The 18,981-nt window shown below is 48.1% G+C and carries 17 protein-coding genes; 12 read left to right on the top strand and 5 right to left on the bottom strand.

Annotation, left to right across the window (positions count from 1 at the left end; translation table 11 throughout):
• Window positions 1-21: 21 nt before the first annotated feature.
• Window positions 22-684, bottom strand: coding sequence for a heme exporter protein CcmB (gene ccmB / locus ACQ31U_RS02790; protein ID WP_431053583.1), 663 nt, complete (start codon window positions 682-684; stop codon window positions 22-24).
• Window positions 685-720: 36 nt separating this feature from the next.
• Window positions 721-1,365, bottom strand: a complete 645-nt coding sequence (ccmA, locus tag ACQ31U_RS02785; RefSeq protein WP_431053582.1) for a cytochrome c biogenesis heme-transporting ATPase CcmA — start codon at window positions 1,363-1,365, stop codon at window positions 721-723.
• 483 nt (window positions 1,366-1,848) lie between these two features.
• On the opposite strand from ccmA, the gene ACQ31U_RS02780 reads away from it, so the two are divergent.
• The 12 genes from ACQ31U_RS02780 to ACQ31U_RS02725 all read left to right on the top strand — a co-directional run bounded on the left by ACQ31U_RS02780 (window position 1,849) and on the right by ACQ31U_RS02725 (window position 14,366).
• Entirely contained in the window at window positions 1,849-2,481 is a 633-nt protein-coding gene (locus tag ACQ31U_RS02780; RefSeq protein WP_431053581.1) for a nucleoside recognition domain-containing protein, read from the top strand.
• Window positions 2,478-2,948, top strand: coding sequence for a YjiG family protein (locus ACQ31U_RS02775; protein ID WP_431053580.1), 471 nt, complete (start codon window positions 2,478-2,480; stop codon window positions 2,946-2,948). The genes ACQ31U_RS02780 and ACQ31U_RS02775 overlap by 4 nt, the downstream gene beginning before the upstream one ends.
• Window positions 2,949-2,962: 14 nt before the next feature.
• Window positions 2,963-4,090, top strand: a complete 1,128-nt coding sequence (locus ACQ31U_RS02770) for a M20/M25/M40 family metallo-hydrolase (protein ID WP_431053579.1) — start codon at window positions 2,963-2,965, stop codon at window positions 4,088-4,090.
• Between the two features lie 289 nt (window positions 4,091-4,379).
• Window positions 4,380-6,257, top strand: a complete 1,878-nt coding sequence (locus ACQ31U_RS02765; protein WP_431053578.1) for a PTS mannitol transporter subunit IICBA — start codon at window positions 4,380-4,382, stop codon at window positions 6,255-6,257.
• A 205-nt stretch (window positions 6,258-6,462) separates the two neighbouring features.
• A complete protein-coding gene (locus ACQ31U_RS02760; protein WP_431053577.1) occupies window positions 6,463-7,626 on the top strand; it encodes a mannitol-1-phosphate 5-dehydrogenase in 1,164 nt (387 codons plus the stop codon).
• 12 nt (window positions 7,627-7,638) lie between these two features.
• Window positions 7,639-8,187, top strand: a complete 549-nt coding sequence (locus ACQ31U_RS02755) for an MltR family transcriptional regulator (RefSeq protein WP_431053576.1) — start codon at window positions 7,639-7,641, stop codon at window positions 8,185-8,187.
• Window positions 8,188-8,395: 208 nt separating this feature from the next.
• Window positions 8,396-8,815, top strand: a complete 420-nt coding sequence (gene rbsD, locus ACQ31U_RS02750; protein WP_431053575.1) for a D-ribose pyranase — start codon at window positions 8,396-8,398, stop codon at window positions 8,813-8,815.
• Between the two features lie 8 nt (window positions 8,816-8,823).
• Window positions 8,824-10,320, top strand: coding sequence for a ribose ABC transporter ATP-binding protein RbsA (gene rbsA, locus ACQ31U_RS02745; protein ID WP_431053574.1), 1,497 nt, complete (start codon window positions 8,824-8,826; stop codon window positions 10,318-10,320).
• Between the two features lie 18 nt (window positions 10,321-10,338).
• Window positions 10,339-11,316 carry a ribose ABC transporter permease gene (rbsC, locus tag ACQ31U_RS02740; RefSeq protein ID WP_431053573.1) on the top strand — a complete coding sequence of 326 codons (978 nt, stop codon included), beginning with the start codon at window positions 10,339-10,341 and terminating at the stop codon, window positions 11,314-11,316.
• Between the two features lie 81 nt (window positions 11,317-11,397).
• A complete protein-coding gene (gene rbsB, locus ACQ31U_RS02735; protein WP_431053572.1) occupies window positions 11,398-12,276 on the top strand; it encodes a ribose ABC transporter substrate-binding protein RbsB in 879 nt (292 codons plus the stop codon).
• Between the two features lie 134 nt (window positions 12,277-12,410).
• Window positions 12,411-13,349 carry a ribokinase gene (gene rbsK / locus ACQ31U_RS02730; RefSeq protein ID WP_431053571.1) on the top strand — a complete coding sequence of 313 codons (939 nt, stop codon included), beginning with the start codon at window positions 12,411-12,413 and terminating at the stop codon, window positions 13,347-13,349.
• Between the two features lie 9 nt (window positions 13,350-13,358).
• Entirely contained in the window at window positions 13,359-14,366 is a 1,008-nt protein-coding gene (locus tag ACQ31U_RS02725; protein ID WP_431053570.1) for a substrate-binding domain-containing protein, read from the top strand.
• Window positions 14,367-14,452: 86 nt separating this feature from the next.
• Here the strand turns inward: ACQ31U_RS02725 and ACQ31U_RS02720 are convergent, their stop codons facing one another.
• The 3 genes from ACQ31U_RS02720 to pssA form a co-directional block, all read right to left on the bottom strand.
• The gene (locus ACQ31U_RS02720; RefSeq protein WP_431053569.1) at window positions 14,453-15,667 is read right to left on the bottom strand and encodes an aromatic amino acid transporter; all 1,215 of its coding nucleotides are present in this window, start codon (window positions 15,665-15,667) and stop codon (window positions 14,453-14,455) included.
• Between the two features lie 64 nt (window positions 15,668-15,731).
• Entirely contained in the window at window positions 15,732-17,156 is a 1,425-nt protein-coding gene (tnaA, locus tag ACQ31U_RS02715; RefSeq protein WP_431053568.1) for a tryptophanase, read from the bottom strand.
• Window positions 17,157-17,541: 385 nt separating this feature from the next.
• Entirely contained in the window at window positions 17,542-18,909 is a 1,368-nt protein-coding gene (gene pssA, locus ACQ31U_RS02710) for a CDP-diacylglycerol--serine O-phosphatidyltransferase (protein WP_431053567.1), read from the bottom strand.
• Between the last annotated feature and the right edge of the window lie 72 nt (window positions 18,910-18,981).

Genomic DNA, 18,981 nt, shown 5'->3' with positions numbered 1-18,981 from the left:
TATTTAAAACAGATCAACAAATTAATCTAAACTAATACGCAACGCCGCCGCAATCGCAAACGGCGACAGCGAGACGGTGAGCGCCATAATTGCGCCTAAAATCGCCAGTTGCCCGCTGTAATTCAGGTTCAGCAGTGCGGCATCTAACACCGAGGCGGAGAAAATCAGCACCGGAATAATCAACGGCACGACCAATAAACTCAACAACACGCCGCCTTTGCGCAATGCCACCGTCAAGGCAACCCCGATGGCACCGATGGCGCTCAGGGTTGGCGTGCCGAGCAGCAGGGTGAGCACCAATGCCCACCACACCACCGCGTCCATCGACAGTAATAACGCGGCAATCGGCGACAGCAGCAACAGCGGAAGTGCGGTCAGCAGCCAATGCGCCACCACTTTGGCAAGCATTGACAGCGGCAACGGATAAGACAGCAGCATTAACTGTTCCAACGAACCGTCGCGGAAATCATCGGCAAACAGCCGCTCGAACGCCAGCAATGCCGACAGCAACGCCGCCACCCACACCACGCCCGGCCCGATACGCGCCAATAATTGCGGTTCAGGCCCGATCACCAACGGAAACAGGGTGATCACCAACAGGAAAAACCACAGCGGATTGAGCAGCTCGGCTTTTTTTTGCCACGCAATTTTCAGTTCCCGTTTGATAATACTGTAAAAAATCATACCGCACTTTTCCTTTCTCGTTATTCTCTTCGGCTGCTATTCGGTAAGCGCTTTAAACGGTTGCATAGGGAAAATCCGTAAACGCGGGCTGTTCACGCTTTGGTGACTGGTGAGCAGCACAATACCGCCTTGCTGACAATGTTGTTCAAAAAGTGCGGTCAGCTCGGCGCGCCCTTGTTTATCAATCGCGGTAAACGGCTCGTCCAAAATCCACAATGCGGCATTGCTCAGCCATAGGCGCGCCAACGCCACCCGTTTTTGTTGCCCGGCGGAAAGCTGATAAACCGCACTTTCCTCATAGCCGCCCAATCCGACATGGTACAACGCCTGCCAAATCAGTTCGTCATCTTGCTTACAGTTGCTGATTTGTTGGTAAAAACGCAAATTTTGATAGGGGGTTAATTCGCTTTTCACCCCGCTGGCGTGCCCCAAATATAGCAGTTGCGCTAAATAGGCTTCGCGCTGTTTAAAAATATCCTGCCGATTCCAAAAGATATTGCCGCAGATCGGTTGGGATAAGGTGGTTAAAATACGTAGCAAACTGGTTTTGCCGATCCCATTATGCCCTTCCAACTGAATCATCTCGCCGGCAGCAAAGCATGCCGATAAGCCTTCAAACAGCCGTCGCTCGCCGCGTTGACAGGCTAGATTGCTTAGTTCTAATTGGTTTTGCGCAAACATCAGACTCACTCGGAAACAATAAAAAACGGAACGCAAATTTTAGCATAAGTGATTGATTAGTGATAACAATCAATTTGATAAGATTCTACCTATTTAGGAGTATTTTTAATGTTGTTTTTTATTGTAATAACTTGATTTAAATACGGATTATTTTGATTTGATGATTTGCCGATTGTTTGATCTAACGCAAGTAAAAAAGCAAAGCCAAATGGAGGTTGATTATTCCGGGTAATGGAATCGAATTACGCTGTCGTTATGAACCTGCTGCAGCTTGCGCCATATTTTTATCGTTTGCCCGAAAGTCATAAAAAACCAGTTGTTAATTATTTGTAATAAAAGATTTTTCTTCCATTTTGCCGCCATGGCATATCAATAAACAAAAAAGGTGATATAGGCGGCAAAAATCATGTTCTGTGATTGTTGTTAGCGGACGGGAGCGTTAAAGTACCTTAGACGTTGTTAATAAAAAAAGGAGTGCCATCTATGAGTGAAAACAGTTTAAAAAAACTAATTGTCGGTACGATTTCATTAATTCTGGCGGTGATATTTTTTGGTGGTTTTGCCAAAGATGTGATGGGCGGGATTTTTGATTTCAGTAAATTAACCGGGCAATTTCCCGAGTGGTTAAAAACCAGCGGCGGCACCAGTGCCAAAGGCGGATTCCTTTTCGCACTCACCTTGGTGCCGAGTGTGATGTTAGCGTTGGGATTTGTCGCTATTTTTGAGCATTACGGCGCATTGGCGGCGGCTTCAAAATGGTTGAACCCAATCCTGAAACCGCTGATGGGGATTCCGGGCAATTGCTCGATTTCGTTGATTGCCAGTACGCAAAGCACCGATGCCGGCAGCTCGACCACCAAATTTTTACGCGATGAAAAAGAGATCACGCATAAGGAACTGCTGATTTTCGCCGCTTTCCAATTCAGTGCGGGCGCGTTATTGACCAACTTCTTGTCCTCTTTTGCGCCGGTGTTATTGATTCAGGATCAGGCGGGGCAAGTTGCGCCAGTCTCGATAGCGCTGTGTTTAGGCATTATTTTTATGTTTAAAATTTTCGGGGCGAACTTAATGCGGTTGTATGTGAAAAAATTTGTGAAAGATGATGAGGAATTATGATGAGCCAGACAACCAATCAAAATAAACTGATTACCGATATTTTTATCGAAGGTGCCAGAAAGGGCTGGAATATTGCAATCACCAGCACCATTCCAAACGTGTTAATGGCATTTGTGATTATTTACATCTTGAATGCGTCCGGCTTATTAAAACTGATCGGCGAGTATCTGGGTTTTATTATGCTGCCGTTGGGGTTGCCCGGCGAAGCGATTGCGGTATTTATGGCGGCATTCTTGAGTTGGGGCGGCGCAGCCGGGGTGTTGGTGGCGTTGGTTCAGGAAGGCGTGTTGAACGCACAGCATATTGCGATTCTGTTGCCGGGAATGGCGTTGGTCGGCTCAACCGTACAATATATGGGACGTATTTTGGGGGTATTGGGAGTGCCGGGCAAGCACTATTTGGTGCTGTTCGGCATTTGTATTATTAATGCCTATTTAGCCATGTTAGTGATGAATTTCTTGGTGTAATGCGGAGGCGTAAGATGATGAGAGAAGAAGATCTGGCTGGATTTCTGGCAGAGCTCAAACAATTGACCGATATTGAGAGCCCGAGTTTCCATCTTGATGGTGTTAACCAGGTTGCCGCTTGGTTTACGCAAAAGGCGCACGCGCAAGGATTGCGGTCAAAACCGATCCCGATGGCAAATGAAAGCGTCGCTAGCGGTTTGTTGATCAGTAATCAGCCCGAAGCGGAAAGGTTTGATATTCTGTTTCTTGCCCATATGGACACGGTTTTCCCTGTCGGTACGCTTGCGGGCACGCCGTTTACCCAAAGCGGTGATAGGGTGAATGCGCTTGGGGTGATTGATGATAAAGCCGGTGCGTTATTAGCGCTTTATGTGATCAAATCACTGGATCTTTCACGCTTGAATGTGGCGCTGTACCTGAATTCGCATGAAGAAATCGGCTCGCTGTATGCCAAGGAAAGTATCCGAGAATACGCAAAAAAATCACAATATTGTTTTGTGATGGAGCCGGCTCGGGCAGACGGTTCGCTGGTGGCGACCAGAAAAGGGGTGCTGACCTATCAGATCGAGTTCGACGGTGTTGCCGCCCATTCCGGCAATAATCCGCAACAAGGGCGTTCTGCCCTGGTTGAGGCGGCGAATTGTGTGGTGGCGTTGTCAAAATTAAGCGATTTTTCATTGGGGCATACTTTCAACAGCATTATCACCCATGGCGGAGTGGCGCAAAATATTGTGCCTGATTTTGCCGCATTAACGGTAGAAATGCGTTATCAATATCCGTCTTCATTGGACTTCTTTGAGCAGAAGCTGGAAAGTATTTTGGCTAACCCTTTGCAGCAAGGTACAACCGCACGCAAAACCTGTTTGAACCATGAAGCGCCGATGATTGATGAAGTGAATTTGCCTCGAATTAAGGCTGTTTTTGCTGAAGCAGGTCAAGAATTAGGCATGGATATCACTTGGGTTGATGCCAGCGGCGTGAGCGACGGCAATATAGCCTCGTCGGCTGGTTGTCCGACAATCGACGGTTTGGGGCCGACCGGCGGCAATATGCACGTGAAAAGTGAGTATATGCTTGCCAGTTCGGTCGTGCCGAAGTGCAATCTGATTTTGAATGTCATCCATAAACTTTTTGCGCGATAGGCGTTACATCGATATTGCATGGCAGCGGCGTTTAATCGTTATCACCGGTTAGGCAGGGGTTGTTTTATCAACCCCTTTTTAATGTGATCTTGATCACAGTCAGCAACTCAATGGTCTAAAAATGTGATATGAATCACATTATTGTAAGTGGTGTGTAAAAATATAATGTGATACGTATCACAAATTGAATTAATAAAATTTCGGTTTGTTTTCTAGGCGTGATACTTTTCCAAGCACGTAAAACGGGGAGTTTTACAACGGTGGTTTAATCATAACTCAGAGGTGAAAAATGCTATCAGCTGCTCTAAAAGTGAAAGTCCAAAGTTTTGGGCGCTTTCTATCGAACATGGTAATGCCGAATATCGGGGCATTTATCGCGTGGGGTTTCATTACCGCACTTTTCATTCCGACCGGTTGGGTTCCTAATGAAACCCTAGGTGCGTTGGTCGGTCCGATGATCACTTATTTGCTGCCATTATTAATCGGTTATACCGGCGGGAAATTGGTCGGCGGTGATCGTGGCGCCGTGGTCGGTGCGATTACCACCATGGGGGTAATCGTCGGTTCCGATATTCCGATGTTCTTGGGCGCGATGATTGCCGGCCCGTTGGGCGGTTATGCGATCAAGAAATTTGATAAATGGGTTGACGGCAAAATCAAGAGCGGTTTTGAGATGTTGGTCAACAACTTCTCTGCCGGGATTATCGGCATGCTGTGCTCATTATTGGCATTGGTGCTGATTGGACCGGCGGTTAAAGCCCTTTCTGTTGCCTTGGCGGCTGGGGTTGATGTGTTGGTCAACGCCGGTTTATTGCCATTGACTTCAATCTTTGTTGAACCGGCGAAAGTCTTGTTCTTGAACAATGCGATTAACCACGGCATTTTCACCCCGTTGGGGGTGCAACAATCCACCGAATTCGGTCAATCTATTTTCTTCCTGATTGAAGCCAATCCGGGCCCGGGTTTAGGAATCTTATTAGCCTATATTTTCTTTGGTCGCGGCAGTGCCAAACAAACTGCGGGCGGTGCGGCGATTATCCACTTTTTTGGCGGAATCCACGAAATTTATTTCCCGTATATCCTGATGAAACCACGTTTGATCTTAGCGGTAATTGCCGGTGGTATGGTTGGCGTATTGACCTTGGTTTTGTTTAACGCCGGCTTGCGTGCGCCTGCCTCACCAGGTTCCATCTTTGCGGTCTTGCTGATGACCCCGCCGCCGGCGTTTGTCGGTGTGATCACTTCGGTTATCGCCTCTTGCGCCACCTCGTTCGCCGTTGCCTCGGTTTTGTTGAAAACCGACAAGCAAGAAGGCGAAGGTGTTTCGCTGGAAGACGCAACGTCACAAATGAAAGCGATGAAAATGGGCAACGGTAAAACCGAATTGAGCGGTGCGGATTACAATACGTTGCAAACCATTTATGTTTCTTGCGACGCCGGTATGGGCTCCAGTGCGATGGGGGCGAGTATGCTGCGCAAAAAAGTGCAGGCGGCAGGTTTGGATATCCGTGTGGTCAACTGCGCAATCAATGATTTGCCGGCGGATGCACGCTTAGTGATTACCCATAAAGATTTGACTCTGCGAGCCAAACAACAAGTGCCGGAAGCGACCCATTTGTCATTAACCAACTTCTTGGACAATCCGTTCTATGACAGTTTGGTCAGTGATATCGTCGATAAATCCAGTGCTGCGCAAGCAGGTGTCGCTGAGCAAGCGGCAGAAGTTGAACAACCGCCGGCATTTAAACTACAAAAAGAGCAAATTTTCTTAGGCTTAAAAGCCGCAACGAAAGAAGAAGCGATTCGTTTTGCCGGCGAGCAGTTGGTGAAAGCCGGTTTTGCCAAACCGGATTACGTGCCGGCGATGTTCGAACGTGAAAAACTGGTTTCGACTTATCTGGGCGAAGGGGTTGCGGTGCCGCACGGTACGATTGAAGCCAAAGACGAAGTGATTAAAACCGGTATCGTGTTCTGTCAATATCCCGACGGGGTGCAGTTCACCGACGAGGAAGACGGTGTGGCAAAACTGGTGATTGGGATTGCGGCGAAAAATAACGAACACATTGCGGTGGTAACCTCTATCACCGGTGCGTTAGACAGCGAAGCGTCTATCGAACTGCTGACGACGACAACCGATGTGGAACAAGTGTTGGCGTTATTGAAATAATCAACCGAATAAAAGAGAGATGTTTCTGAATTCGTAACCAATATGCTTAGACAAAGTACGGGCGGATTATATATCAGTCCGTTTACGAAGTGCGGTTCGGGCGGATATATAATCCGTCCCTACTTTCCCCATATACCGAATGCGTTTTGGATTACTGAATAGTTTAGCCAGACATCTCTGCTTCTCTGTAAAAAAGGAAAGAAAAATGAAAGCATTACATTTTGGTGCCGGCAATATCGGACGCGGCTTTATCGGTAAGCTATTATCCGATTCCGGCATTCATGTGACTTTTGCCGACGTGAACGACGCGGTGATTGATTTATTGAACCGGCAACAAGCCTACGACGTAAAAATCGTCAGCGAACAGCAAAGCAACATTGAACGCGTTGCGCCGGTTGCGGCGATCAATTCCAAAAACAGCGATCAGCTCATCGAGAAATTCAACCAAGTGGATTTGGTCACCACAGCGGTTGGTCCGAACGTGTTAGCGATTATCTCTGCCACCATCGCCAAAGCGCTGGAAATCCGTTTCGCCGGTGGCAATAAACATTATCTGAACATCATCGCTTGCGAAAATATGGTGCGGGGTACTTCCTTCTTAAAACAAAAAGTGCTGGAGCAGCTCAATCCCGATTATCATACCGCACTTGAGCAATATGTCGGCTTTGTGGATTCGGCGGTGGATCGCATTGTGCCGCCGGTGGCGCCGAATGCGGAAAATCCGCTGTTGGTGACGGTGGAAGCGTTTAGCGAATGGATTGTCGATCAAACCCAATTCAAAGGCGACATTCCCAAGATTACGGGCATGGAGTTGACCGATAATTTAATGGCATTTGTCGAGCGCAAGTTGTTCACGTTGAACACCGGGCACGCGGTGACCGCCTATTTAGGCAAATTAAGCGGACACCATCTGATCCGCGAAGCGATTGAAGATGAAGCGATCAAACGGCAAGTGCGGTCGGTCATGCAGGAAAGCGGTGCGGTGTTGATTAAGCGCTACGGTTTTGAGCAAGAGAAACATTTTGCCTATATTGAAAAAATTCTGAAACGTTTTGCCAATCCGTATTTGCCGGACGATGTTGATCGCGTCGGACGCGAGCCGATCCGCAAACTCAGCCCGAATGATCGCTTGATCAAACCGCTGAACGGCACGATTGAATACGGCTTGCCGCATGATACGTTAGTGAAAGCCATTGCCGCCGCACTGCATTATCGCAACGAAAGTGATCCGCAGGCAGTTGAATTGCAGGCTTATATTGCGGATAATGGCGTGCTTCAGGCGATCCATCGCTATACCGGCTTGGGCGAAAGTGCGGTGGTGAACGCGATCGTCGCCAACTACCAACAATTAAGCAAAATCAAGGATTGATTATTTAACACTATGTCTCCGTCTCAAGAGCAGTTTGTTTACGAGCAGTTGAACGATATTCCCACCTTGCGTGGCATTATCACCGCCGCGGTAAATATTTTTGATAATGACGTGGAGCAACTAATGCAACGGGTTTTTCGCAAAACGGATTTTGCGGTGAAATCTGTGGTGGATTCGTTGCTCGGCAGCCAAGGTCCGTTAGCCGATCTCAGCGTGCGCCTGAAGGTGCTGCTGGGCTTGGGCGTGCTTGAGACTGAGGCATATCAGGATATTGAACGTTATTTGACACTCAAAGCGCGGTTGAATAACGAGAGCAAAGAGTATGCGTTTTCTTCTCCGCTGACATTGGATTTCTTACAGCAACTGGCTTCGGTGCAAGATAAAACCATGCTGCAAAAGTTGGAACAAGAGCTGCAATCCACCGCATTAAGCGTGCACGATAATAAAGATTCATTGTTGTTGCAGGTCAAAACCCTGCGTAGCGAAAAAATCCTGCGCTCCTACCTCCTGCTTTCGATCAATACGATCTGCGAACAGTTACAGATTGAAAGCCCGTTGTAACCGTTGGATAAATAATCACTTTTTAACTTGCAAATGGTAACCGGGAAAATAGCTCACCGCACTTTGACTTGCTCAATAATTAAAATCTGATCCGGCTCACATTCTGTAATAAATCCATTTTGGTTTTCTGGTTTTCTTCTCTAAAATGTATGCAAATCTTATCGAAACGTTTCGATAGCAAGAGAAAGCCAAAAAAGAAGGATTAATCATGAAAAAAACCGCACTGTTAAATGCGCAGCTGTCGCATTTGATCGCGACTCTCGGGCATACCGACAGTTTGACGATTTGCGATGCCGGGTTGCCGATTCCGTTTGAAGTCGAACGCGTGGATTTAGCCCTGACCGCCGGCGTACCGCACTTTTTGCAAACGGTTGCGGTGGTGACGCAAGAATTATTTGTCGAAAGTGCGGTATTGGCGGAAGAAATCAAAGCGAAAAATCCTGAGATTCATGACGCATTATTACAACAGCTCCAACAACTGGAACAGCAACAAGGCAACCAAATTGCGGTTGATTATGTCAGCCATGAAGAATTTAAGGCCTTGAGCAGCCAATCAAACGGCATTGTGCGCAGCGGCGAATGTTCGCCTTATGCCAACGTGATTCTCTATTCCGGCGTGCCGTTTTAGGGGCTGTTATGCAACAAGTCTTATTACAAATTCAAGGCATTGAAAAATCCTTTCCCGGGGTGAAAGCGTTGAATAACGCCTGCCTGAATGTCTATGCCGGACGGGTGATGGCGTTGATGGGGGAAAACGGCGCGGGCAAATCGACCCTGATGAAGGTGTTGACCGGCATTTACGGCAAAGACAGCGGCAGTATCGATTATCTCGGGCAAAAAGTGGCGTTCAGCGGCCCGAAAGCCTCGCAAGAAGCGGGAATCAGCATTATTCACCAAGAGTTGAACCTGATTAACAACCTGACGATTGCGGAAAATATTTTTCTCGGGCGTGAATTTCTCAACCGTTTCGGTGGTATCGACTGGGCGAAAATGTACCAAGAAGCGGACAAATTGCTGGCAAAGCTGAATGTGAAACACAGTAGCCGCACCTTGGCAGGCGAGTTGTCGATTGGCGAATTGCAGATGGTGGAAATCGCCAAAGCGCTCAGTTTTGAGTCGCGCGTAATTATTATGGACGAGCCGACCGACGCGCTGACTGACACCGAAACCGAATCATTATTCAATATTATCAAGGAATTAACCGCCGAAGGGCGCGGTATTGTCTATATTTCCCATCGGATTAAAGAGATTTTCGAGATTTGTGATGATGTAACCGTGTTGCGCGACGGGGAATTTATCGGCGAAAGTGCGGTGGCGGAGTTAAGCGAAGATCGTCTGATTGAAATGATGGTCGGGCGCAAATTGGAAGAGCGCTATCCGCATTTGGAAAAAGCCTACGGCGCAACCCGTTTAGAGGTGAAAAATTTGTCCGGCAGCGGCGTGCATGATGTCAGTTTCAAACTGCACGCCGGTGAAATTCTCGGCATTTCCGGTTTAATGGGGGCAGGGCGCAGCGAACTGATGAAGGTGATTTACGGCGCACTGCCGAAAACTGACGGCGAAGTGCGGTTGAACGGCAAGCCGATTGACAATCGCAGTGCGCAAGACGGTTTGAACAACGGCATTGTTTATATTTCGGAGGATCGCAAAGGCGACGGGCTGATTTTAGGCATGTCGGTGAAAGAGAATATGAGCTTGACCGCACTTCAGTATTTTTCGCAATACGGACACGTTAAAAAAGGGGCGGAATGCTTGGCGGTGGACGACTTTATTATGTTGTTCAACATCAAAACCCCAAGCCGCGAGCAGGAAGTCGGGCTGTTGTCGGGCGGCAATCAGCAAAAAGTGGCGATAGCCAAAGGCTTGATGACCCGTCCGCAAGTGCTGATTTTGGACGAACCGACGCGCGGGGTGGATGTCGGCGCGAAAAAAGAGATTTATCAACTGATTAATAAATTTAAAGACGAAGGCTTGAGCATTATTTTGGTTTCGTCGGAAATGCCGGAAGTGTTGGGCATGAGCGACCGCATTTTGGTGATGCGTGAAGGGGCAATCAGCGGCGAATTTATGCGCGATCAAGCAACGCAAGAGCAGTTGTTGGCGGCGGCAATCGGTAAAAATAGTCACAACTGATTTGAGGTAAAAACAGAAATGACAAGCATAACAAAAAAGAGCGGTTTTAATCTAAAAGGGTTTTTAATCGAACAGCGGTCGATCATTGCACTCTTGGTGCTGGTATTTATCGTTTCGTTGCTGAACCCGAATTTCTTCAGCACGGATAATATCTTAAATATTCTGCGCCAAACCTCGGTCAATGCGATTATCGCGGTTGGCATGACCTTTGTGATTTTGATTGCCGGGATTGACCTCTCGGTCGGTTCGGTGTTGGCATTGACCGGCGCTTTTGCCGCGACCATGGTCGGTTTGGATATTTCGATTTTTATCGTGGTGCCGGTGGTGCTGGTTGCCGGGATGTTGCTCGGCGGCGTGAGCGGTTTGATTGTCGCCAAAGGCAAGGTGCAGGCGTTTATTGCCACCTTAGTCACGATGACCTTATTGCGCGGTGTCACCATGGTTTACACCGACGGGCGCCCGGTCAGCACCGGTTTTTCCGACAGTGCCGATCAGTTCGCGTGGATTGGCACGGGCTATCTGTTCGGCATTCCTGTGCCAATTTGGATTATGGCGTTGGTGTTTGCCACGGCGTGGTACATTCTGCAACACACCCGTATGGGGCGTTACATCTACGCCTTGGGCGGCAACGAAGCGGCGACCAAATTGTCCGGCATTAACGTCACCAAAATTAAGCTGTTCGTGTTTGCGGCAAGCGGGTTATTAGCGGCATTGGCTGGCTTAATCGTGACTGCCCGTCTGTCTTCGGCACAACCGACCGCAGGGGTCAGCTATGAATTGGACGCGATTGCCGCGGTCGTGGTCGGCGGCACCAGCTTAATGGGCGGCAAAGGGCGCGTGATGGGGACGTTAATCGGCGCATTGATTATCGGCTTCTTAAATAACGCATTGAATATTTTGGATATTTCATCTTACTATCAGATGATTGCAAAAGCATTGGTTATTCTGGTGGCAGTGTTGGCGGATAACTATTTAGGCAGTAAAAAAGTTGGATAAATAATCAGTGGAAGAACAAGGACGTCGCGGCACAAGGACGTGCACTTCTATAGGTGTTAAATCAATGAACGAGGAAATGTTATGAAAAAATTAACCACAGTTGCATCGGCTTTAATCATGAGTTTGGCGGTCAGCGGCTCGGTGTTGGCAAAAGAAACGATCGCCTTGGCGGTTTCGACCTTGGACAATCCGTTTTTTGTGACCTTAAAAGACGGCGCGCAAAAAGAAGCGGATAAATTAGGCTACAATTTGGTGGTGTTGGATTCGCAAAACGATCCGGCGAAAGAACTGGCGAATGTGGAAGATTTACTGGTGCGTGGCGCGAAAGTGTTGTTGATTAACCCGACCGATTCCGAAGCGGTTGCCAATGCGGTGCTTCGCGCTAACAAGCAAGGCGTGCCGGTGATTACCTTAGACCGTGGCGCGGTAAAAGACGAAGTGGTCAGCCATATTGCGTCTGATAACGTTGCCGGTGGCAAGCTTGCCGGGGATTTCATCGCGGAAAAATTGGGCAAAGATGTGAAAGTGATCCAACTGGAAGGTATCGCCGGGACATCAGCGGCGCGTGAGCGTGGCGAAGGTTTTGCACAAGCGGTCGAGGCAAATGGCTTTGCGTTACTGGCAAGCCAACCGGCGGATTTTGACCGTACCAAAGGGCTGAATGTGATGGAAAACCTGTTGGCAAGCCAAAGTGCGGTGCAAGCGGTGTTCGCGCAAAACGATGAAATGGCATTGGGCGCCTTGAGAGCATTGCAAGCGGCGAAAAAAGACGTCTTGGTTGTGGGATTTGACGGCACCGATGACGCGGTGCGTGCGGTGGAGGCCGGTAAATTGGGCGCAACCATTGCGCAACAACCGGAAAAAATCGGCGAATTGGGTGTCGCAACGGCGGATCGCGTGCTGAAAGGCGAACCGGTCGAAACAATGATTCCAGTGCCGTTGAAAGTGGTGGCAAAATAATTTGCGGTGAAATCTGTTTCGAGTATTGATAGCGATTTTCTCCAATATGTTTCCCTCCCTCCGCATTTTTCTCATGAAAAATGGTACTCCCTCTGCCAGCGGAGGGAGATAATGTGATGTAAAGCAGGTAGTTTATGACACAAACACAAAAACTGGTCGTGCTGGGCAGCATTAACGCCGATCATGTGCTTGCCGTACCGCACTTTGTACAGCCGGGCGAAACCTTGGCAGGCAATGGTTATCACATTGCTTACGGCGGCAAAGGCGCAAATCAGGCGGTGGCGGCGGCACGTTTGGGCACGCCGACCGATTTTATCGCCTGTATCGGCGATGACACCCTGGGCGCGGCGATGAAAAACGCCTTCGCACAGGACGGGATTAATACCGAAAGCATTGTGACCGTTGCCGATGAAATGAGCGGGATTGCCATGATTCAGGTGGCGGCAAGCGGCGAAAACAGCATTGTGCTGGCAGCCGGGGCAAATGCCCATTTAGATCAGACGTTAGTGGCACAATTCGCCGATAAAATCGCACACGCCGACACACTGTTAATGCAGTTGGAAACCCCGTTAGAGGGCGTGCTGGCGGCGGCGAAAATCGCCAACGCCAACCAAACTCAGGTGGTTTTAAACCCTGCGCCGGCGCAGCCGTTGTCCGATGAATTGTTGGCTCTGGCGGATATGATCACCCCGAACGAAACCGAAACCGAGATCTTGACCGGGATTAAAGTCGATGATGAAGCCAGCGCCAAACAAGCCGCCGAGGTGTTTCACCAAAAAGGCATTGCCACGGTGTTGATCACCTTGGGAGCAAAAGGCGTATTTGTCAGCCAAAAGGGCGGTTTTAACGGCATAATCGCCGGTTTCCGCGTGCAGGCGGTTGATACCACTGCCGCCGGCGACACCTTTAACGCAGGCTTGCTGACCGCACTTTTAGAGGGAAAAGCCTTAAATGAGGCGGTACGTTTCGCCCACGCCGCTGCGGCAATTTCGGTGACACGCCATGGTGCGCAGCCGTCGATTCCGACACGGCAGGAAACCGAGCAATTTTTACAGGCGCAACTCTCAAATTAAGGAAAAACGATGGCGACGATGAAAGATATTGCCCGTTTGGCGCAGGTTTCGACCTCGACGGTATCGCACGTCATCAACAATTCACGCTTTGTCAGCGATGAAATCCGCGACAAAGTGATGGCGGTGGTGCAGCAGCTGAATTACACCCCGTCAGCCTTGGCGCGCAGTTTAAAAGTCAAAGAAACCAATACCTTGGGCATGTTGGTCACGGCAAGTTCCAATCCGTTTTTCGCCGAAGTGCTGCGCAGTGTCGAACGCTATTGCCACCGTCATCAATATAACCTGATTTTGTCCTACACCGACGGCGACAGCGAGCGGCTGCAACGTAACTTGGAAACCTTGATTCGCAAGCAAGTGGACGGCTTGATTTTGATGTGCGCCGAATCCCATTGGCAACTGAACGACGACATCAGCCAGCGATTACACCTGCCGATGGTGATGTTGGACTGGTGGCCGACCGCACTTAATGCGGATAAAGTGCACGAAAATTCGGAATACGGCGGTTATCTGGCGACAAAAACCTTGATTGAGGCAGGACACCGCGAGATTGCGATTATCACCGGCAGTTTTAAAAAATCCTTGGCATCAAATCGGCTGAAAGGCTACCAAGCCGCACTTTCAGAGGCTGGGATTGCGTTGCGCGATGAATGGATTATCGAAAGCCATTTTGATGTCGAGGGGGGCATTGAGAGTATGCAAAAATTGCTGCAACTGAATCCGCGCCCAAGTGCGGTTTTCGCCAGCTCCGACACTATCGCGATTGGCGCGTATCAAGCGGCATGGCGCGCCGGCCTCACCGTCGGCAAAGAGATTTCGATTATCGGCTACGACAATATTGAAATGGCGCAATATCTCTCCCCGCCGCTCACCACCATTCACCAATCAAAAAACAATCTTGCCAAGCAAGCGGTGGAAATGCTGTTGGCAAGAATCAAAAATCCCGATCAACCCCACCGCACATTAACCCTCGAACCGCACTTGATGTGGCGGGAGTCGGTGTTGGCGAAACCCACGTAACAATTATTGTACCAAGATAGAGCGACGTTTATCGGTTTTTAGTAGCGTGCGGTTGAGCGAGCCGCACTTGCTGTAAAGCACTTCGATTATCCGCTAAATACAGGCAATTTACCGATCATTGCCAATAGATGAAACAGGGCGACTAGCACGCCGAACAGAATGACCGAATAGCTCGTAATATTTCCGCCGATAACGGTAAATGCTTGCGGTTGGGGAGCGGTTTGGCGTGCTTTGCGGGCAAGTAGGGCTGGGATAATGCACGCCCAGATGGTCGCCACGGCGCCGGCATAGCCGATAACGACAACAAAACCAAAAGGGAATAAGATCGACATCAGCAGCGGCGGAAGAAAGGTGACGCTCCAAGTTTTGGTTCTGCCGATTTTGCTGTCGTCAAATTTGAAGAAATCCGCCAAGAAATCAAATAATCCTAAACCGACGCCAATAAAAGACGATAGGATCGCCGCCATTGAGAAAATATTAATGGCATGGGATACGCGCGTAGAGTCGATGACACTGCTTAAGGCAGTTAATAACACGTCGATATTGCCGCCTTGGGCAATCACCGGGATAAATTGTGCACGCGGTAAATGACCAAAAATACTAATCAACCAGACGGCATAAAAAAACAACGCAATGGCGGTACCGCCAAGAATGGCTTTTTGCGCTCGCTTTTCTTCAGCATAATAGATTCGCATTGAGGCAACGGAATGGTGGTAACCGAAGGACGTTAACGCCACCGGCAATAATGCCATCATATAGGGCAGGTATGTTCCGTTAGCATTGATGGAATCGAATAAAATACTGAGATCAATTTGCGTCGACATCCCGGAAATACTAAAGATAAAACTTAAGATCATAAAGGCGATTAAAACGACGGAAACCCGACTGACGGCTTTGGTTGAGTACCAGACAATCGAGGAAAAAAACAGCACAAATAAGGTGGCGGACAAGGCGGGGTTGAGCTGCGATAATTGGCTGATAATCAATCCGGATGAGGTAGTGTAGGCATAGAGCAGAATACAACCGACAAAATAGACGGCAAGGTTATTGATAAAATTGACTTTTTCCCCTAATAAATTACGGGTCACCGTATCAAAAGAAACACGAATATCATAGTGTTGAAAAGCTTCTAACAGCAACCAGCCGGATAAGGTCATCATCACCATGGTGAGGGTGATGGCAAATAACGACCACAGTGTCCAAGCCCCGGCGCCGGCACTCGGCAAACCCAGCATTCCCGCGCCGACACAAACACTGGCGATGATACAAGCGCCGCCAAGTAAAGAAGGTTGTTTTTTCATAGTTATACTCCGTTATCGTACCAAAGTGCGGTCCTATATAAAACCGCACTTTGATAAACCATTATTAAGTGTTATCCACTTCTTTTAAACGCGCCGTAAAATGCCGTAATACTTTGGGTTCATACACGAAATCCAATCCTTTAATGGCATGAATGTTCTCTTTCACGTTGGCAAATGCTTCGATGATAAAATCCATATGGGTTTGGGTGTAGGTTGCCCGGGGAATGGTCAAACGCAATAGTTCGGCAGGGCAAGGGTGCTGTTTGCCGGTTTGCGGATCCCGCCCTAATAATAATGAACCAATCTCAACCGCCCGAATTCCCGCAACTTTATATAATTCGCAGGCGAGAGCGTGTGCCGGAAATTGTTCCGCCGGAATATGCGGTAACAATTTGCCCGCATCGACGAAAGCAGCGTGTCCGCCCGCCTGTTGGCAATGGATACCAATCGCTTCCAGTCCGTCAACCAAATATTGTACTTGCTGAATCCGGTACGCCAGCCACTCTTGCCGCATTCCGTCAACCAAACCGACTGCCAGCCGCTCCATCGCCCCGCCTTCCAAACCGCCGTAAGTCGGGAAGCCTTCTTGTACCACGCACAAGGTACGGCATTCGGTATAAACGTCTAACATCGAATCGTCTTTGAAGCAAAGCAGCCCGCCCATTTGCACCATCGCATCTTTTTTAGCGGACATGGCGAGAATATCGGCATACTTATACGATTCGTAGGTGATTTCTTCAATTGTCCAATCGGCATAACCGGTTTCCCGCTGTTGAATAAAATAGGCATTTTCGGCAAATCTGGCGGAATCCATCACCACCGGAATCGCATATTTTTGTGCAATGGCATATACCGCTTTTAAATTAGCGATTGAAACCGGTTGCCCGCCCGCTGAATTACAAGTGATGGTGCTGACAATATACGGAATATTTTCTGCGCCGATGGTCAAAATTGCCGATTCTAATTTGTCTAAATCAAAATTACCTTTGAAATCATCATAAATTTCCGTATTAAACGCATTATTATTATATACATTTTTCGCAACGCAGTGATTTAATTGGGTATGGCCCTGGGTGGTGTCAAAGAAATAATTGGAAAGTGCGGTCATTTTATCGCGCTTACCGCCTTTTTCTTGTTCGCATTTTTTTATTAACACCGGAATATAAATTTGTTCTGCTCCCCGTCCTTGGTGGGTCGGAATAGTATATTGATAGCCGAAAATGGTTTTGACCGCAGCAGACAACGCATGGAAACTCCGGCTGCCGCTGTAGGCTTCGTCGCCGCGGAACATGGCGGCCTGCATTTCTTGGGTGATGGCGCCGGTGCCGCTATCGGTCAGCAGATCGATAAAGACATCTTCGCTATCCAATAAAAAAGGGTTCATGCCGGCGGCTAAAATGGCTTGTTCACGATATTCCCGTGTTGTTGTTTTGACCGGTTCAATGACGCGGATACGGAACGGTTCGGGCAAATGTTTAAATTGATTCATAACAAAATCCTTATTTTTTGACAATAGAAAAGCGCTGGTTATTTATCTGAAAATAAATAACTGCTTTGATGTAAATATTGTGCAGTAAAATAATGGTACTGGCGCAGTGTTATTTTTACATGCGCAGTTTAACCATCTGATCTGAATTTATGGGAATGGATAGGCAAGTTTGTGGTCTTGATTAAACCAAGTGTGTAAGGTTAGATTTAAGAACTTCATTTTAATTTCCCCGTAAATTGTGAAAATTAGTCGAAATCAAAATGAAGTATTCATGAAATTTAAAAATTGTCACGTGAAAAAAATAAAGGATGCGAGAGGGATCACAAAATATTTTGACGCAGGCGGAACATAAATCCGCCTGTCTTATGGGAACGCGAAATTAAAATTACAGAATTAATTTGACAATCTTATCCGCCTGCACCCGTCGGAAACGGTTGAGCAGTTTTTTTACCTCACTAGGATAATCTTGCAGCCTTTCCAAGGCACGGTAGTGGTGAATCATGCCGGTGTGCTGGCGAATGGTGTTCAGTTCTTTTTGCAGTTGCGGTTGCAGTTGCTGTTTGGGATCCGAGATCAGCAAACCGTTTTCTGCGTCCAAGCGCCAAGCGCGCGGATTGAGGTTGTTGCCGGTTAATAAAATATATTGGTCGTCGACCCACACGCCTTTGAGGTGGTAAGAATTATCGCCGTCTTGCCACAAACGCACGCTGAGCAGCCCATTGCTGATCATCTTGTGGTGCTTTTTGCAGAAGTTGCGCAGGTTCATTTCATACAGATAAGGCAGTGCCGCCGACATGGTAAACGGCTTATCCGGTGGTGAATAGAAATCATTGGCGGTTTTGTCGCCGACGATGATTTCCACCTGTTTGCCTTCTTTTAATAATTGCCCTAATTGCAGGCGTAAGCTGCGTGGAAAATTAAAATAAGGCGTGCAAATCGTCAATTTTTGCCGTACAACCGCAAACAATGATTCGATCACGCCGTTTAGCGGATTGCCGTTGGCAAGACCGAAAATTGGGGTGATCAGTAATTGATCAGCTGCAAACGGTTGTGAATCCGTCAGTTGATAAGCAACGGACTGACTCAGCTTTTTGCGGTATTGGCGCAATTGCGGGCGGATGCTTTTATCTTTGCGTACCGTTTGATCCAGACGCTGTACCGCACTTTCATCGTAAATATGTTGTTGTAACAGCTCGACAAAACTGTCGGCTAATGCCGGATGGGTAATTTTTTGATAGCGGTCATAACGGTATTTATCCTGTTGGTGCAGATACACGTTGTTAATGCTGGCGCCGCTGTAAAGCACGGTGTCGTCAAATACCGAACCTTTGATATGCAGCACGCCGAACAGTTCGCGCGTATTGATCGGCACGCCGTAAATGGCGATATCATTTTCGGGATCTAGGGCGTATTTTTGCCGCTGTTCGGCATACCATTCGGCATTGGTTTGCTTATTTTCCGCGCCTAATAAGCCGCGCTGTGCGCGGTGGAAATCGACAAACACCTGCACATCCAGCGCGGGATTGCGTTGTTTGGCTTGGTATAGTTCGTGCAGCATTTCGTGCCCGGCTTCGTCATTCTGCCAGTAAAGTGCGGTAATATAGATACGTTTTTTTGCCGTTCGAATCAGTTGAATGAATTGTTGTTTATAGTCGGCCGCGGAATAGAGAATTTCCACGTTTTCCGCCTGTAGCGGCAAAAACGGCAGCGATTGTAACTGATTGAGCGACTGATAATATTTAGAATTCAGCATAGTTAGCAACATATAACAAAGAAATCGAATCATGTAGGATCGTGTCGGCGCAATCCGGCGCTAAACGTGAAA

It is taken from the genome of Testudinibacter sp. TW-1 (assembly GCF_050613185.1).
Classification (GTDB): Bacteria; Pseudomonadota; Gammaproteobacteria; order Enterobacterales; family Pasteurellaceae; genus Chelonobacter.
Note: the sequence above shows the minus strand (reverse complement) of the source record. Positions and strands in the feature narration are given on the sequence as shown.

Coding starts and splice junctions, on each gene's coding strand:
- ACQ31U_RS02720 (WP_431053569.1), bottom strand. CDS start 15,667: ATGAAAAAACAACCTTCTTTACTTGGCGGCGCTTGTATCATCGCCAGT.
- rbsC (WP_431053573.1), top strand. CDS start 10,339: ATGACAAGCATAACAAAAAAGAGCGGTTTTAATCTAAAAGGGTTTTTA.
- ACQ31U_RS02760 (WP_431053577.1), top strand. CDS start 6,463: ATGAAAGCATTACATTTTGGTGCCGGCAATATCGGACGCGGCTTTATC.
- ACQ31U_RS02755 (WP_431053576.1), top strand. CDS start 7,639: ATGTCTCCGTCTCAAGAGCAGTTTGTTTACGAGCAGTTGAACGATATT.
- ccmA (WP_431053582.1), bottom strand. CDS start 1,365: ATGTTTGCGCAAAACCAATTAGAACTAAGCAATCTAGCCTGTCAACGC.
- rbsK (WP_431053571.1), top strand. CDS start 12,411: ATGACACAAACACAAAAACTGGTCGTGCTGGGCAGCATTAACGCCGAT.
- rbsB (WP_431053572.1), top strand. CDS start 11,398: ATGAAAAAATTAACCACAGTTGCATCGGCTTTAATCATGAGTTTGGCG.
- ccmB (WP_431053583.1), bottom strand. CDS start 684: ATGATTTTTTACAGTATTATCAAACGGGAACTGAAAATTGCGTGGCAA.
- ACQ31U_RS02725 (WP_431053570.1), top strand. CDS start 13,359: ATGGCGACGATGAAAGATATTGCCCGTTTGGCGCAGGTTTCGACCTCG.
- ACQ31U_RS02780 (WP_431053581.1), top strand. CDS start 1,849: ATGAGTGAAAACAGTTTAAAAAAACTAATTGTCGGTACGATTTCATTA.
- ACQ31U_RS02765 (WP_431053578.1), top strand. CDS start 4,380: ATGCTATCAGCTGCTCTAAAAGTGAAAGTCCAAAGTTTTGGGCGCTTT.
- rbsD (WP_431053575.1), top strand. CDS start 8,396: ATGAAAAAAACCGCACTGTTAAATGCGCAGCTGTCGCATTTGATCGCG.
- rbsA (WP_431053574.1), top strand. CDS start 8,824: ATGCAACAAGTCTTATTACAAATTCAAGGCATTGAAAAATCCTTTCCC.
- pssA (WP_431053567.1), bottom strand. CDS start 18,909: ATGCTGAATTCTAAATATTATCAGTCGCTCAATCAGTTACAATCGCTG.
- tnaA (WP_431053568.1), bottom strand. CDS start 17,156: ATGAATCAATTTAAACATTTGCCCGAACCGTTCCGTATCCGCGTCATT.
- ACQ31U_RS02770 (WP_431053579.1), top strand. CDS start 2,963: ATGATGAGAGAAGAAGATCTGGCTGGATTTCTGGCAGAGCTCAAACAA.
- ACQ31U_RS02775 (WP_431053580.1), top strand. CDS start 2,478: ATGATGAGCCAGACAACCAATCAAAATAAACTGATTACCGATATTTTT.